Origin of the sequence: Rhodococcus sp. SORGH_AS_0303 (genome assembly GCF_030819335.1) — a bacterium.
In the GTDB taxonomy this organism is placed as follows: domain Bacteria; phylum Actinomycetota; class Actinomycetes; order Mycobacteriales; family Mycobacteriaceae; genus Rhodococcoides.
Map to the genome: position 1 here is coordinate 2,420,261 of NZ_JAUTBO010000001.1, position 15,715 is coordinate 2,435,975.

Genomic DNA, 15,715 nt, shown 5'->3' on the forward strand with positions numbered 1-15,715 from the left:
GCGACGTGTCGACCGACAACGAGTCGACGGCAGTGTCGAGCGAGGACTCCTCGCTCAGGAAGGGTCGGCTGGTGGTACTGGCCGGCCCTTCCGCCGTCGGTAAGTCCAGTGTGGTCGCGAAGGTGCGTCAGCAGCTTCCCGATCTGTACTTCAGCGTGTCGGCGACGACGCGCGATCCCCGCCCCGGCGAGGTGCACGGACAGGACTACCGGTTCGTGGACGCAGCGGAGTTCGATCGCATGATCGAGGCCGGTGATCTCCTCGAATGGGCGGAGATCCACCGTGGCCTGCACCGCAGCGGTACGCCCGCCGAGCCCGTGCGTCGCGCGCTCGCCGCCGGTGAGCCGGTTCTCCTCGAGGTGGATCTGCAGGGTGCGCGCGCGGTCCGTGCCGCCGCCCCGGAGGCTCTGCTCGTGTTTCTCGCGCCGCCCTCCTGGGACGTGCTGGTGGGTCGGCTCACCGGCCGCGGCACCGAACCGCAGGACGTCATCGAGCGTCGGCTCGAGACCGCGCGCGAGGAACTGGCGGCCTCCGACGAGTTCGACACGGTCATCGTGAACGACGATGTCGACCGAGCGTGCGCGGAGTTGGTATCCTTGTTGGTCGGTGGCGTCCCGAACGGTGAGTTCGGGACCGCGTGACCGCACAGGTAACACCAGTTTTCTCTTCCGAGGCATCCGCCCCGGTGAATCTTCAGGAGCATTTGTGAGTAGTCCCTTGGCGAACGTGTCCGATTCCTTCTCCCGTATCGACGTGGCGACGTACGACACCCCGCTGGGCATCACCAACCCGCCCATCGACGAGCTGCTGGACCGGACGTCGTCGAAGTACGCGCTGGTCATCTACGCCGCCAAGCGCGCGCGTCAGATCAACGACTACTACAACCAGCTCGGTGACGGCATCCTCGAGTACGTCGGCCCCCTCGTCGAACCGGGTCTGCAGGAGAAGCCGCTGTCCATCGCCATGCGCGAGATCCACGCCGACCTTCTCGAGCACGTCGAAGGGGAGTGAGTTCCCTGTCTCCCTCGGACACGACGACACGGCGTCACGTCGTGGTCGGTGTCGGGGGAGGGATCGCCGCGTACAAGGCGTGCGGGCTGATCCGCCACTTCACCGAGGCGGGTGACGACGTCCGCGTCGTCCCCACCGAGTCGGCGCTGCAGTTCGTCGGCCGGGCGACCTTCGAGGCGTTGTCGGGCAACCCGGTGCACACCGGAGTGTTCGCCGACGTGCCGGAGGTACCGCACGTCCGCCTCGGTCAGAACGCCGATCTCGTCGTCGTCGCCCCGGCCACGGCCGACCTGCTGTCGCGGGCCGCTGCCGGACGCGCCGACGACCTGTTGACGGCGACGTTGCTCACCGCGCGGTGCCCGATCGTGTTCGCGCCGGCCATGCACACCGAGATGTGGGACCACCCCGCGACCGTCGAGAACGTCGCGACGTTGCGCCGGCGCGGTGTCACGGTGATCGAGCCGGCCTCGGGTCGGCTCACCGGCAAGGACACCGGAGCGGGCCGTCTGCCCGAGCCGGACGAGATCGCCGGCATCGCCGAGCTGCTGCTCGAGCGACCCGATGCGCTGCCTCGTGACCTCGAGGGGCGGCGCGTCGTCGTCTCCGCCGGCGGCACGCGCGAGCCGTTGGACCCGGTGCGGTTCCTCGGCAACCGCAGCTCCGGCAAGCAGGGTTACGCGCTCGCGCGGGTCGCCGCCCAGCGCGGTGCCGACGTGCTGCTGATCTCCGGCTACACCAGCGACCTGTCCGCTCCTGCCGGTGTCCGCGTCGAGACGGTCCGCACCGCCGAGGACATGCGCACCGCGGTCACGGCCGCCGCCGTCGGTGCCGACGCCGTGATCATGGCCGCGGCCGTCGCCGATTTCCGGCCGACGACGCTCGCCACCAGCAAGATCAAGAAGGGTGCCGACGAGCCGGACACCATCCCGCTCACGCGCAACGCCGACATCCTGGCCGGCCTCGTCGCGGCACGCGATGCCGGCAACCTGGCCGCCGACGCCGCGATCGTCGGCTTCGCGGCCGAGACCGGCGACCAGCACGGCGACGTGCTGACGCACGCCCGCGCCAAGCTGGCACGCAAGAAGTGCGACCTCCTGGTTGTGAATGCGGTCGGTGAGGGTAAAGCATTCGAGATGGACGACAACGACGGCTGGATCCTGTCCGCGGACGGGACCGAGCTGGCGCTCGAACACGGATCGAAGGCGCTCATGTCGTCTCGTGTGATCGATGCGTTGGTGCCCCTGTTGCGCGTGCGTCAACCGTCACCGACGTCGCAGGAGTGTACGAGCGCCGACGACTCGCGGTGACCCGCAGTACTCGAGACGTCGGTGGCTCCGTCTATCGTCGACTGGCGTCTCGGGGAGCGGTTCGATCATGTCGACACATTCATGCGTGTACGAGAGGAAACATCTGTGAGCACGTCCGCCAGTCGGCTCTTCACCAGCGAGTCCGTCACCGAGGGTCATCCCGACAAGATCTGTGACGCCATCAGCGACTCCATCCTGGATGCGCTCCTGACCGACGATCCGCGCGCACGCGTCGCCGTCGAGACCCTGGTGACCACCGGGCAGGTTCACGTCGCCGGTGAGGTCAACACCACCGCCTACGCCGACATCCCGCACATCGTGCGCGAGAAGGTGCTCGAGATCGGCTACGACTCGTCGGCCAAGGGCTTCGACGGCAACTCCTGTGGCGTCAACGTCGCCATCGGCGCGCAGTCGCCCGAGATCGCCCAGGGCGTCGACAACTCGCACGAGTCCCGCGTCGAGGGTCTGACCGACGACGAGATCGACCGTCAGGGTGCGGGCGACCAGGGCCTGATGTTCGGCTACGCCATCAAGGACACGCCCGAGCTCATGCCGCTGCCGATCGCACTGGCGCACCGGCTGTCGCGTCGCCTCACCGAGGTGCGCAAGACCGAGGTGCTGCCGTACCTGCGTCCCGACGGCAAGACCCAGGTCACCATCGAGTACGAGGGCAACAAGGCCGTTCGCCTCGACACCGTCGTCATCTCCACCCAGCACGCGGCCGACATCGATCTCGACAACATGCTGTCCCCGGACATCCGGACCCATGTCCTCGAGGCCGTACTGGCCGAGCTCGGGCACGACTCGCTCGACACCTCGTCGGTACGCCTGCTCGTCAACCCCACCGGCAAGTTCGTCCTCGGCGGGCCGATGGGCGACGCCGGCCTGACCGGTCGCAAGATCATCGTCGACACCTACGGCGGCTGGGCCCGCCACGGCGGCGGCGCGTTCTCGGGCAAGGATCCGTCGAAGGTCGACCGCAGCGCCGCGTACGCGATGCGGTGGGTGGCCAAGAACGTCGTGGCCGCAGACCTCGCAGAACGAGTCGAGGTGCAGGTCGCCTACGCCATCGGCAAGGCCGCTCCCGTCGGTCTCTTCGTCGAGACGTTCGGATCCGAGAACGTGGATCCGCTCAAGATCCAGTCCGCCATCACCGACGTGTTCGACCTGCGTCCCGGCGCGATCATCCGTGATCTGGACCTGCTGCGTCCGATCTACGCGCCCACCGCGGCGTACGGCCACTTCGGCCGCACGGACATCGATCTGCCGTGGGAGAACACCGACCGTGCCGAGAAGTTGCGGTCCGCCGCAGGTCTGTGACGTCTCGCTCCACTTCGTGATCATCGTCTGAAAGGGGTCGGTCGGTGAGTGCCACCGCATCCGGTGTGCGCTCACCGGCCCCCACCCGGCCCATTGCCCGCGTGCTTCCCATGCTCGCGTTGTCCCACCTCGATCGCGATTTCGACTACGTCGTCCCCGCCGAACTCGATGCCGTGGCGCAACCCGGTGTGCGTGTCCGCGTCCGCTTCGCCGGCCGTCTGGTCGACGGGTTCCTGCTCGCCCGCCTCGACACCAGCGACCATCCGGGGAAGCTGGGCTTCCTCGACAAGGTGGTCTCCGCCGAGCCGGTGCTCGGCCCCGAACTGCTCGGTCTCGTCGACGCCGTCGCCACGCGCTACGCCGGCACCCGTCCGGACGTTCTTCGTCTCGCGGTTCCACCCCGCCACGCGCGGGTGGAGAACGAATCGCTCGCTTCCGGTGCGCAGTCGATCCCCGTCCTTCGCCGCGACGAGTGGTCCGCGTACCGGCACGGCGCCGAGTTCCTCGACGCGCTCGGCGGCAGTCGGGCGCCGCGGGCGGTCTGGCAGGCGTTGCCGGGGGAGGACTGGGCCGCCCGGCTCGCCGACCTGGCAGCCGTGGCCGTGTCGTCGGGACGGGGAGCCGTTCTCGTCGTCCCGGACCAGCGCGATCTCGATCGCGTGGACACGGCCTGCCGAGCCGTCCTCGACGACGACGCGGTGGTCGCGCTCGCCGCGGGGCTCGGTCCCGCCGAACGCTACCGACGGTGGCTCGCCGCCGCTCGTGGCCGCGCTCGCGTCGTGATCGGCACGCGCAGCGCCGTCTTCGCCCCGGTGCACGACCCGGGATTGATGGTCGTCTGGGACGACGGCGACGACTCGTTGTCGGAGCCGCGTGCGCCGTACCCCCACGCCCGTGAGGTCGCGTTGCTGCGTGCACACCGAGCCGGGTGCGCCGCCGTGGTGGGCGGTTTCTCCCGGTCGGCGGAGGCACAGGCTCTGGTCGAGACGGGCTGGGCGCACGATCTCGTGGCCACCCGTGACACCGTCCGCGGGCGCGTTCCACGGGTCACCGCCCTCGCGGACAGCGACCACGCGCTCGCCCGCGACCCCGGAGCGCGCGCGGCGCGACTCCCGGCGATCGCCTTCGCGGCGGCCCGAGCGTCGCTCACCGCCGGGCACCCGGTGCTGGTCCAGGTCCCGCGGCGCGGGTACGTGCCCTCCCTCGCCTGCTCCAAGTGCAGGACGCCCGCCCGGTGCCGACGGTGCCACGGACCCCTGGCGCTGCCGTCCGCGCCCGGTGCCGACGGCGCGGGCAGCCCCACGTGCAAGTGGTGCGGCACCGCCGACCCGTCGTACTCGTGCCCCACGTGCGGTTCACGAGCACTGCGCGCCGTCGTGGTCGGCGCAGGACGGACCGCCGAGGAGCTGGGCCGGGCGTTCAGCGGCGTCACCGTGCGACAGTCCGGCGGTACCTCGGTGCTCGACACGGTGCCGGCCGGCCCGGCCATCGTCGTGTCCACCGTGGGCGCCGAACCCGTCGCGGACGGCGGCTACGGTGCCGCGCTGCTGCTGGACGGGTGGGCGCTGCTGGGTCGAGCTGATCTGCGCGCCGCAGAGCAGACCCTTCGCCGCTGGATGGCCGCCGCCACCCTCGTGCGCCCGTCGGCCGAGGGCGGTGAGGTGGTCGTGGTCGCCGATTCGGGACTTCCCACCGTGCAGGCATTGGTGCGGTGGGACCCCGTCGGACACGCGCGCACCGAACTCTCCGAACGCACCGAGGTCGGGTTTCCACCCGCGGTGCACATCGCCGCCGTGGACGGCACCACCGAATCGCTGCGCGCCCTGCTGGACTCGGCGCGGCTCCCGGACGACGCCGTCACGCTGGGACCCGTGGACCTGCCACCCGGCGAGCGGCTGCCGTTCGGCAGCGAGATCGACGCCGACTCGTCCGCGCCCGTCGAGCGGATGCTGGTCCGCGTCCCGCGATCGTCCGGTGCCGCCCTCTCCCGCGCACTCGGTGAGGCACGGGCCGTGGTGGGGGCGAAGAAGACCGCGTCGGCGCTGCGAATCCAGGTCGACCCGCTCCGCATAGGGTGAACGGCGTGCGCCTCGTCTTCGCCGGTACTCCCGACCCCGCTCTCCCGTCGCTGCGGCGACTGCTCGACTCCTCCCGTCACGAGGTGGTCGGTGTGCTCACCCGACCCGACACGGTGGCCGGTCGAGGGCGCAAGGTCGTGCGATCGCCCGTTGCGATGCTGGCCGACGAGCACGGCATCCCGGTGCTGCAGCCCGCGAAGCCGTCCGACCCCGAGGCGATGGCCGCGCTCCGCGATCTGGAACCGGACTGTTGTCCCGTCGTCGCCTACGGCGCGCTGCTGCCACAGCCCGTGCTCGACATTCCGCGACACGGCTGGATCAATCTGCACTTCTCCCTGCTGCCGGCCTGGCGCGGGGCCGCGCCGGTGCAGGCCGCGATCGCCGCGGGTGACGAGGTCACCGGCGCGTCGACGTTCCTCCTCGAGCAGGGGCTGGACACCGGTCCGGTGTACGGCGTCGTGACCGAGAGGGTGCGCCCCACGGACACCGCCGGAGATCTGTTGACCCGGCTCGCGGACAGCGGGAGCCAGTTGCTCGCGTCCACCCTCGACGGGATCGACGACGGTGCACTGCAGGCGGTTCCGCAGTCGAGCGACGGCGTGTCACACGCGCCCAAGGTGACCGTGGAATCGGCCCGCATCGACTTCGGTCGCCCGGCGCACCTGATCGACCGGCACGTCCGGAGTGTGACACCGGCACCCGGAGCGTGGACCGAGATCGGCGACGTCCGCGTCAAGATCGGTCCGGTGACGATCACCGACGAGGAGTTCGAACCCGGGCGCGTCGAGGTACGGAAGAAGGCGGTCCTGGTGGGTACCGCGACGACGGCCGTGTCGCTCGGGCTCGTGCAGCCGCACGGCAAGAAGCAGATGGCAGCGACCGACTGGGCGCGCGGCGCCCGCGATGTGAACGGAGCGACTGCACGATGAGCGGTGAGCAGACACCGGGGTCCGGCGGTCCTCGTAAGCGTGGCGGGAAGGCCGGCGGGAAGGCCGGAGGCCGGCCGAGTGAGAGCGGGAAGGCCGGAGGCCGGCCGAGTGAGAGCGGGAAGGCCGGAGGCCGGCCGAGCGCGAGCGGGAAGGCCGGAGGCCGGCCGGCGGTGGCCGGGGGTTCGAGCAAGGCCGGTGGTCGGTCCGGGAATTCGCGTCCGAAGCAGCCGGGTCGCCCGAATCCTGCCGAGGCGGGATTGGACCCCGCACGGATCGCGGCACGGGACGTCCTGCGCGCGGTGCGGGAACGTGACGCGTACGCGAACCTGGTGCTTCCGGGTCTGCTCCGGGATCGCCGGTTGAACGAGCGTGATGCCGCCCTCGCGACGGAGTTGGCCTACGGCGCGGCCCGCGCGCAGGGGGTGCTGGACGCGGTCGTCGAGCACGCGGCCTCGCGTCCGGTGTCGGACATCGACGGTCGACTGCTGGACGTCATCCGGCTCGGTGCGTACCAGTTGCTGCGCACGCGGGTGGCTCCGCACGCGGCGGTGGCGACGTCGGTCGACCTGGTGCGCAGCGAGGCCGGGCAGGGGCAGGCAGGGTTCGTCAACGCCGTGTTGCGCCGGGTCTCCGAGCGCACGGAAGCAGAGTGGATCGAGTTGCTGGCTCCCGACGCGGAGCGAGATCCGGTGGGTCACTCGGCGTTCCGGCACGCACATCCCGCCTGGATCGCACAGGCGTTCAACGACGCGTTGGGAGCGGATGCTGCGGAGCTGGACGAGGCGCTCGCCGCCGACGACGCCCGCCCGCTGGTGCACCTGGTGGCGCGGCCCGGCGAGATCTCGGCGGACGAGCTCGCGTCGATCACCGGCGGTGAGCCCGGACCGTGGTCGCCCTATGCGGTGCATCTGGACAGTGGCGGCGATCCGGGTCGTCTCGACGCCGTGCGTGAGGGGCTGGCCGGCGTCCAGGACGAGGGCAGTCAGCTGGTCGCTCGGGCTCTCACGCTCGCGGAGCTCGACGGGCCGGACGGAGGTCGGTGGCTGGATCTGTGCGCTGGCCCCGGCGGCAAGGCTGCGCTGCTCGGCGCCATCGCGGCGATCGACGGTGCGACGGTCGATGCCGTGGAACCGTCCGAGCATCGAGCCGACCTGGTGCGCAAGACGGTGCGGGATCTCCCGGTCACCGTGCACGCGGTGGACGGTCGCGCGAGCGGACTGGACGCGGGATACGACCGCGTCCTCGTCGACGCACCCTGCACCGGTCTGGGTGCACTCCGTCGTCGACCCGAGGCGCGGTGGCGTCGTCAGGCGAGCGACGTGGCGGGTCTGGTGACGTTGCAACGCGAGTTGCTCGCGGCAGCAGTGGAGCTGGTGCGGCCGGGCGGAGTCGTCGTCTACTCGACGTGTTCGCCGCATCTGTCCGAGACGGTCGGCGTCGTGGCCGATGCGGTCCGACGTCACGGTCTGACCGCGCTCGACACCGCGACGCTCGCGCCCGGCGTGCCGCGGGCGGCCTCGGGAACGTCTGTGCAGCTGTGGCCGCACCGGCACGGAACGGACGCGATGTTCTTCGCCGCGCTGCGCAAGGATGCCTCCTGACCGCGCTCGTTACCGGTCGGCAACGACTCGCGGGTACAACAGGAACGTGACTCCGCGACTCCTTCGACACCGCACGGCCGGGGCAGCGGTGGCCGCCCTCGCCTCGGTCGCGGTGCTGGGTGGCTGCTCGCTGTCCCCGTCGGTGACGGCAGGAACGGCCTCGGCGCGGACCGCCGACGCGGAGCGGGTGGTCGCGGCAGAGTCGGAGTGGAGCGCGGTCCGTGTGTCGGTGATCGGCGACTCGTTCTCCGCCGGCTCCATGAACGACGTGGTCTGGCCGGACGTCCTGGCGGAGGAACACGGATTCGAGGTGACCAACGCGAGCCTGGGCGGCGCCGGTTACGAGGCGGGCGACGACTATCTCGGCACCTTCGCGGACCAGGTCGCCTATGCCACCGAGGAGAACCCGACGGTCATCCTCGTGGTCGGCAGCGAGAACGACGTCGACGCGGATCCGGCGGACGTGCTCGCCGACGCCACCGACCTGTACGCGTCGCTGCGCGAGCGCTCACCCGAGGCCCGCATCGTCGTCATCGGACCGATCTGGAGCGGGGAGCCGGTGAGCGAGGAGATGTGGGACGTGGACGCCGCGGTCTCCGCCGCCGCGGTGTCGGCCGGGCTGGACTACGTCGACGCGCTGCCGCAGGAGTGGCTGGCCGACCCGCTGATCATCCAGGACGACGGTGATCACCCGACCGACGAGGGTCAGTACCTCCTCGCCGGCCACATAGACGACGCTCTGATGCAGGTGGATCCGGACCTACTAGGCTGATCGCCCGTGGCCCCGACTCCGCAGCACCCGATGATCGCACCGTCCATCCTGTCCGCCGATTTCGCGCGGCTCGCCGACGAGGCCGCGGCCGTCGCGGGCAGCGACTGGCTGCACGTCGACGTGATGGACGCGCACTTCGTCCCGAATCTCACCCTGGGTCTGCCCGTGGTGGAGAGCCTGCTGAAGGCGACCGACATCCCGCTCGACTGCCACCTCATGATCGAGGACCCGGCCCGGTGGGCGCCGCCCTACGCCGAGGCCGGCGCGTACAACGTGACGTTCCACGCCGAGGCCACCGACGATCCGCGCGCCGTCGCCCGCGACATCCGGGCGGCGGGCGCTAAGGCCGGGCTGTCGGTCAAGCCCGGTACCCCGATCGAGCCGTACCTGGAGGTCCTGAAGGACTTCGACACGCTGTTGATCATGAGCGTCGAACCGGGATTCGGCGGCCAGAGCTTCATGCCGGAGGTGCTGGACAAGGCTCGCGCCGTCCGCCGGCTGGTCGATTCGGGTGAACTGACGCTGGTGATCGAGATCGACGGCGGCATCAACGCCGACACCGTGGAGCAGGCCGCTGCCGCGGGCATCGACTGCTTCGTCGCGGGCTCGGCGGTGTACTCGACCAGTGACCCCGCGGGTGCCGTGCGTTCGCTGCGTGAGTCCGCCGCGAGCGCGTCGCCCCACCTGTCCGGCCGGTGACCGGGAGCCTCGACCCGATCGATGCCGCGATGCGGCGGGCGATCGAGGCATCGGTCGCGGCGCGCGGTGTCAGCACTCCCAATCCTCCCGTCGGCGCCGTCGTCCTGGACCGGGACGGGCTGGTGGTCGGAGTCGGCGCCACCGCGGCACCGGGCGGCCCCCACGCGGAGATCGCCGCGCTAGCGCAGGCGGGCGAGCGAGCGCGCGGCGGCACCGCCGTGGTGACGCTGGAGCCGTGCGACCACACGGGACGCACGGGTCCGTGCTCGCAGGCGCTGCTGCGCGCGGGTGTCGTCCGCGTCGTGCACGCGCTCGGCGATCCGAACCCGCTGGCGGCAGGCGGCGCGGAGACTCTGCGCGGTGCCGGCGTCGAGGTACGGTCCGGCGTTCTCGCCGATCTCGCCGAGACCGGGCCGATGCGTGCCTGGCTGCATCGGCAGCGCACCGGGCGCCCGATGCTCACGTGGAAGTACGCCGCCACGCTCGACGGCCGCACCGCGGCGCCGGACGGCACCAGCCGCTGGATCACGGGGGAGATCGCTCGCGCACACGTCCACGCCGAGCGCGCGCGGATCGATGCGGTGGTGGTCGGTACCGGGACCGTGCTCGCCGACGATCCGGTGTTGACGGCGCGACTGCCCGACGGGTCGCTCGCTGCGCACCAGCCGGTGCGCGTGGTCGTCGGGCTGCGCGACATCCCTGCCGGGTCTCGGATCCTCGACGACTCCGCCCCCACCCGCATCGTGCGGACCCGCGACCCGTTCGCGGTGATGGAGGCCCTCGCGGATCTGACCGACGTGGTGCTGGAGGGCGGATCGACGCTCACCGGAGCGTTCCTGTCGGCGGGCCTGGTCGACCGCGTCACGGCGTACCTCGCCCCTGTCGTGCTGGGCGAAGGTCCGACCGCTGTGCGGGGGACGGGTGTCGGAACAATTGCCGATGCGATGAGGTTTCGACGAGAGTCGGTGGAGACGCTGGGCGACGATCTGCTCGTCCGACTCGCTCCGCTACGGTCGTCCGACCACTGAGCCGAACAGAGATCACTGCACCAGCTGGTGCCGAAGGGATGACGAGCATGTTCACCGGAATCGTCGAGGAACTGGGCAGTGTCACCGCCAAGGAGGATCTGGCGGACGCGGCTCGCTTCACCGTTCGTGGCCCGCTGGTCACCTCCGATGCGTCGCACGGGGATTCGATCGCCGTGAACGGTGTGTGCCTCACCGTCGTCGAGGTCGCGGACGGCGCGTTCACGGCCGACGTGATGCAGGAGACACTGAACCGTTCGTCACTGCAGTCCCTGGCCGTGGGGTCACCGGTCAACCTCGAGCGTGCCGCCTCGCTCGCGTCGCGGCTCGGTGGGCATCTCGTCCAGGGCCACGTCGACGGGACCGGGGTGGTGCTCTCGCGCACCCCGTCGGACAACTGGACCGTGGTACGCATCTCGCTGCCCCGTGACATCGCGCGATACGTCGTGCACAAGGGGTCCATCACGGTCGATGGGGTGTCGCTGACGGTGTCCGCGCTGGGCGGCGAGAAGGACGATCAGTACTTCGAGATCTCCCTGATTCCTACCACCCTGTCGCTCACCACACTGGGCGAGGCGGAGGCGGGAACGCAGGTCAACCTCGAGGTCGACGTGATCGCCAAGTACGTCGAGCGGTTGCAGAAGGTCGACTGAACATCGGCCCCCGCAGCGGGGGTCGTAGTCTTGAGAACACAGGATCTGCCCGACACTGCGGGCAGCAGACGTGGGGAGCGCACGGCGTGACCAGGTTCGACACCATCGAGCGCGCTGTCGCCGACATCGCCGCCGGCAAGGCCGTCGTCGTCGTCGACGACGAGGACCGCGAGAACGAGGGCGATCTCATCTTCGCCGCAGAGAAGGCCACACCCGAGCTGGTGGCCTTCATGGTGCGGTACACCTCGGGATACCTGTGCGTTCCGCTGTCGGGCGAGGACTGCGATCGCCTCGGACTGCCGCCCATGTACTCCACGAACCAGGACAAGCACGGCACCGCGTACACCGTGACCGTCGACGCTCGCGTCGGTATCGGTACGGGCATCTCGGCATCGGACCGCGCGGCAACCATGCGTCTGCTCGCGGACCCCGACACCGGTGCGAACGACTTCACCCGTCCCGGTCACGTCGTCCCGTTGCGGGCGAAGGAAGGCGGCGTGCTGCGCCGCCCCGGCCACACCGAGGCCGCGGTCGACCTCGCCCGGATGGCGGATCTGCGCCCGGCCGGCGTCATCTGCGAGATCGTGTCGCAGAAGGACGAGGGCGAGATGGCCCGCACGGACGAGCTCCGTGTCTTCGCCGACGACCACGACCTCGCGCTCATCTCCATCGCCGACCTGATCGCGTGGCGACGCAAGCACGAGAAGCACGTGGTGCGCATCGCCGAGGCGCGCATCCCGACGGCGCACGGCGAGTTCCGTGCGGTGGGCTACCAGAGCGTCTACGAGGACGTCGAACACGTGGCGCTGGTGCGCGGCGACATCGCCGGGCCCGACGGCGACGGCAGCGACGTACTGGTCCGCGTCCACTCCGAGTGTCTGACCGGGGACGTGTTCGGCTCGCTGCGCTGCGACTGCGGTCCGCAGCTGGACGCGGCGCTCGACATGGTGGCGCAGGAGGGTCGCGGAGTCGTGCTCTACATGCGCGGTCACGAGGGCCGTGGCATCGGCCTACTGCACAAGTTGCAGGCTTACCAGCTGCAGGACGCCGGCACCGACACCGTCGACGCCAACCTCGCGCTCGGCCTGCCCGCCGACGCGCGGGACTACGGCATCGGAGCGCAGATCCTCGTCGACCTGGGCATCTCGTCGATGCGTCTGCTGACCAACAACCCGGCGAAGCGGGTCGGCCTCGACGGCTACGGCCTGCACATCACCGAGCGGGTGCCGATGCCGCTGCGTGCCAACGCCGAGAACCTCACCTACCTGCGTACCAAGCGTGACCGGATGGGCCACGACCTCGTCGGGCTGGACGATTTCGAGACGCCAGTGGTCACCCCCGATGCGGGCGGCCTCTGATGAGCGGCGAGGGCGAACCGGTACTGCAGCTCTCGGGCGCCGAGGACCTCGAGGTCGCGATCGTCGCGGGCCAGTGGCACGAGAAGGTCAGCACGGCACTCGTGGACGGCGCACTCCGCAAGGCCGACGAGGTGGGACTACGGAACGTGACTCTCGTGCGTGTCGCCGGAGCCATCGAGATCCCCGTGGTCGCACAGCAGCTCGCCCGCACCCACGACGCGGTGGTCGCTCTGGGCGTCGTGATCCGGGGCGGGACACCGCACTTCGAGTACGTGTGCGACGCCGTGACCGCCGGGCTGACCCGAGTGTCGCTGGACGAGTCCACCCCGGTCACCAACGGAGTACTCACCGTGAACGACGAGCAGCAGGCACTCGATCGCGCAGGTCTTCCAGGGTCCAAGGAGGACAAGGGTGCGCAGGCCGTCGCGGCGGCCGTCGACACGGCGCTGACGCTGAAGGGCCTGCGTCACGGGAGTCCGTCGTGACCGACGCACCGAGTCAGCAGTGGGAACTCGAGGCGCGGCCGCGCAAGAGCGCGAAGTACGCCGTCGGTGTCGCCGCTCTCCTCGTCATCGTGCACACCACCCTGGGGATTCTGCTGCGAACCGGCAACACAGGCGTGTTCTTCCAGCGCGTGGACCAGTTCGCCATGATCGCCATCGGGTGTGGCATGGCGGCGGGCGTGCTGTTGCTGACCCGTCCGCGGATCAAGGTCGGTGCGCAGGGCGTGCTGGTGCGCAACCTCGTCACCGAGAAACTGATTCCCTGGGACCTCGTGCGCGGCTTGTCCTTCTCGCCCGGATCGAGCTGGGCTCGCGTGGAACTGCCGGACGACGAGTACGTGCCGGTCATGGCGATCCAGTCCAACGATCGCGAGTACGCGGTGCACGCCGCGCGTACGTTCCGCTCTCTCGAGCAGAAGTACGCCGCAGCGAGCTGACCGAGGTCACTCGATCCCGTCTCCCATGACGACACCCTCGCGTCGGGGATCGGCACCGCCGATCCAGCCGTCGGCCGTTCGGACCAGGGCGCTCGAGCCGCTGGACTGATCGGCCACCGACACCTGGTGGCCCATCGCCCGCAGATTCGAGACCAGCGGATCCGCGGCACCGTCGTCCTGCGCGTCGATGTTCGGATGCTCGCCGCCGACGTTCGTCGTCGGCGCGTTGGCCGCACCCACGTTGACGGCGGACACGGCCTGCTGCGGATCGAGACCCCAGTCGAGCATGCCGACGAGGTTCTTCACGACGAACTGGATGATGACCGAACCGCCGGGTGATCCGGTCACCAGCCGCACGTCACCCCGCGCACCGTCGTCCCCGCGGTCGAACACGATCGTCGGCGCCATGGAACTGCGGGGACGCTTGCCGGGCTCCACGCGGTTGGCCACGGGTACCCCGTCGGGCCCCTCGGGTGCGGCCGAGAAGTCGGTCAGCTGGTTGTTGAGGAGGAAGCCGTTCGTCATGTGGAAGGAGCCGAACGCCGACTCCACCGTGGTGGTCATCGACGCGACGTTCCCCGCGCTGTCCACGATGCTGAGGTGACTGGTCCCTGCCTCCGGTCCGGCGTAGCTGCTCAGGGGTATCGGACCGAAGTCGCCCGGCTGAGCCGTGCCCATGCTGCGGGCGGGATCGATCATGCGGGCGCGCTGCTCGAGGTAGTCCGGATCGAGCAACTCGGCGGGGCTGCCACCGGGCAGGGGGATGTAGTCGGGATCGGCGACGTACTTGTCGCGGTCGGCGTACGCGAGGCGCTCCGCCTCGGCGATGAGATGGACGCCCTCCGCGTCGGGGACTCCACCGTCGGCATCGGGGGAGGCGGGTGCGTACTGCCCCATGTCGAAGTGGGACAGGATGCCCATCGTGGACGCGACCGCGATACCGCCCGACGACGGGCCCGGCATGCCGCACACGTCCGTGTCGCGGTACGGCACGCACACCGCGTCCCGCTCCTTCGCCTCGTATCCGGCGAGGTCGTCGAGTGTCAGCCGGCCGGGGGTGCGCCCGCCCGTCGTGTCCGCCGTCGCGTCGACGATGGACTGCGCCAGCGCACCGGTGTAGAACGCGTCGGCACCCTCGGTGGCGATCGCGCCGAGCGTCTTGGCCATCGCGGGGTTCGTCAGCGTCGTCCCCGCCGCCTTCGGGCTGCCGTCCGGCTCGAGGAAGTAGTCACGCGAGGCGGGGTCCAAAGCGAGTTTCGGCGCCGAGTCCGCGATCGACGACGCCATCCGCGGACTGATCTCGAAGCCGTCGTCGGACAGCGCGATGGCCGGATCGAACAGTGACCGCCACTCCTTGCTCCCGTGATCGCGGTGGACGTCGTCCAGCATGCGCACGACGCCGGGAACGCCGATCGCGCGGCCGCTCGATCGGGCATCGGGCTTCGGCACGGACAGATCGGCGGGCGCACCGGGGGCAGCCGTGTCGTCCACGAAGCGCAGGTAATTCGCAGTGGCAGAGGCGGGGGCCGTCTCACGGCCGTCGTAGGCACGCAGAGTCCTCGACTCGGCGTCGTAGTAGAGGAGGAAGGCGCCGCCGCCGATACCGGAGCTCTGCGGCTCGACCAGTCCGAGCACCGTCTGCGCCGCGACCAGCGCGTCGGCCGCGGTCCCGCCGTCGCGCAGCACCTCGCACGCCGCCTCCGTCGACACCGGGTTGGCGGTCGACACCGCGTACGTGGCGGTGCGCACCGCGGTCATTCCGGTGCGGTAGCCGGTGGCGACCTCCGGCGCGCCGTCCGGTCCCGTGCCCGCGTCCGCAGTGACGGGGGTGCCGCCTCCGCCCGCGACGCACGAGGGGGCCGAGCCGGAAGCGTCGTCACCGCTGCCCGAGGAGCAGGACACGGCGGTGAGGGCGACGACGGCCGCGAGGGCGAGAGGTCGAGTCAGTGATCGGCGGGAAGTCACCGGTCCATGACACCGCGTCCTCGCGTGGTTCGCAGCCCGAACGGCGGATTTCGACTG

The 15,715-nt window shown here is 70.6% G+C and carries 15 protein-coding genes; 14 read left to right on the plus strand and 1 reads right to left on the minus strand.

Features of this window, described 5'->3' with window-relative positions; genetic code table 11:
* The first annotated feature begins 71 nt into the window (after window positions 1–71).
* From gmk to QE449_RS11545, 14 genes are all read left to right on the plus strand, one after another.
* Entirely contained in the window at window positions 72–641 is a 570-nt protein-coding gene (gmk, locus tag QE449_RS11480) for a guanylate kinase (protein WP_056445214.1), read from the plus strand.
* A gap of 64 nt (window positions 642–705) precedes the next feature.
* Window positions 706–1,011 (plus strand): DNA-directed RNA polymerase subunit omega, encoded by a 306-nt coding sequence (rpoZ, locus tag QE449_RS11485; RefSeq protein WP_027505263.1) that lies wholly within the window; start codon window positions 706–708, stop codon window positions 1,009–1,011.
* Entirely contained in the window at window positions 1,008–2,318 is a 1,311-nt protein-coding gene (gene coaBC, locus QE449_RS11490) for a bifunctional phosphopantothenoylcysteine decarboxylase/phosphopantothenate--cysteine ligase CoaBC (protein ID WP_307108839.1), read from the plus strand. Before rpoZ ends, coaBC begins: the two co-directional genes overlap by 4 nt.
* A gap of 105 nt (window positions 2,319–2,423) precedes the next feature.
* The gene (gene metK, locus QE449_RS11495; RefSeq protein ID WP_307108840.1) at window positions 2,424–3,638 is read left to right on the plus strand and encodes a methionine adenosyltransferase; all 1,215 of its coding nucleotides are present in this window, start codon (window positions 2,424–2,426) and stop codon (window positions 3,636–3,638) included.
* Between the two features lie 110 nt (window positions 3,639–3,748).
* The gene (locus QE449_RS11500) at window positions 3,749–5,716 is read left to right on the plus strand and encodes a primosomal protein N' (RefSeq protein ID WP_307109710.1); all 1,968 of its coding nucleotides are present in this window, start codon (window positions 3,749–3,751) and stop codon (window positions 5,714–5,716) included.
* Window positions 5,717–5,721: 5 nt separating this feature from the next.
* Window positions 5,722–6,645: a methionyl-tRNA formyltransferase gene (fmt, locus tag QE449_RS11505; protein ID WP_307108841.1), complete on the plus strand. Its 924-nt coding sequence runs from the start codon at window positions 5,722–5,724 to the stop codon at window positions 6,643–6,645.
* Between the two features lie 170 nt (window positions 6,646–6,815).
* Window positions 6,816–8,246: an RsmB/NOP family class I SAM-dependent RNA methyltransferase gene (locus QE449_RS11510; protein WP_307108842.1), complete on the plus strand. Its 1,431-nt coding sequence runs from the start codon at window positions 6,816–6,818 to the stop codon at window positions 8,244–8,246.
* Window positions 8,247–8,292: 46 nt separating this feature from the next.
* Window positions 8,293–9,018 carry an SGNH/GDSL hydrolase family protein gene (locus QE449_RS11515; protein ID WP_162246764.1) on the plus strand — a complete coding sequence of 242 codons (726 nt, stop codon included), beginning with the start codon at window positions 8,293–8,295 and terminating at the stop codon, window positions 9,016–9,018.
* A gap of 30 nt (window positions 9,019–9,048) precedes the next feature.
* Entirely contained in the window at window positions 9,049–9,717 is a 669-nt protein-coding gene (gene rpe / locus QE449_RS11520; protein WP_056444707.1) for a ribulose-phosphate 3-epimerase, read from the plus strand.
* 29 nt (window positions 9,718–9,746) lie between these two features.
* On the plus strand, window positions 9,747–10,745 hold the full coding sequence (ribD, locus tag QE449_RS11525; RefSeq protein WP_307109711.1) for a bifunctional diaminohydroxyphosphoribosylaminopyrimidine deaminase/5-amino-6-(5-phosphoribosylamino)uracil reductase RibD: 999 nt from the start codon (window positions 9,747–9,749) through the stop codon (window positions 10,743–10,745).
* Between the two features lie 47 nt (window positions 10,746–10,792).
* Window positions 10,793–11,395, plus strand: coding sequence for a riboflavin synthase (locus QE449_RS11530; protein ID WP_027505271.1), 603 nt, complete (start codon window positions 10,793–10,795; stop codon window positions 11,393–11,395).
* An 86-nt stretch (window positions 11,396–11,481) separates the two neighbouring features.
* Complete coding sequence (locus QE449_RS11535) at window positions 11,482–12,753, plus strand: bifunctional 3,4-dihydroxy-2-butanone-4-phosphate synthase/GTP cyclohydrolase II (protein WP_051613220.1); 1,272 nt, start codon at window positions 11,482–11,484, stop codon at window positions 12,751–12,753.
* Window positions 12,753–13,238, plus strand: a complete 486-nt coding sequence (gene ribH / locus QE449_RS11540) for a 6,7-dimethyl-8-ribityllumazine synthase (RefSeq protein ID WP_027505272.1) — start codon at window positions 12,753–12,755, stop codon at window positions 13,236–13,238. Before QE449_RS11535 ends, ribH begins: the two co-directional genes overlap by 1 nt.
* The gene (locus QE449_RS11545) at window positions 13,235–13,693 is read left to right on the plus strand and encodes a PH domain-containing protein (RefSeq protein ID WP_222645245.1); all 459 of its coding nucleotides are present in this window, start codon (window positions 13,235–13,237) and stop codon (window positions 13,691–13,693) included. Before ribH ends, QE449_RS11545 begins: the two co-directional genes overlap by 4 nt.
* 6 nt (window positions 13,694–13,699) lie before the next feature.
* On the opposite strand, the gene QE449_RS11550 is transcribed toward QE449_RS11545, so the two are convergent.
* Window positions 13,700–15,658 carry a gamma-glutamyltransferase family protein gene (locus QE449_RS11550; RefSeq protein ID WP_307108843.1) on the minus strand — a complete coding sequence of 653 codons (1,959 nt, stop codon included), beginning with the start codon at window positions 15,656–15,658 and terminating at the stop codon, window positions 13,700–13,702.
* Window positions 15,659–15,715: the final 57 nt, after the last annotated feature.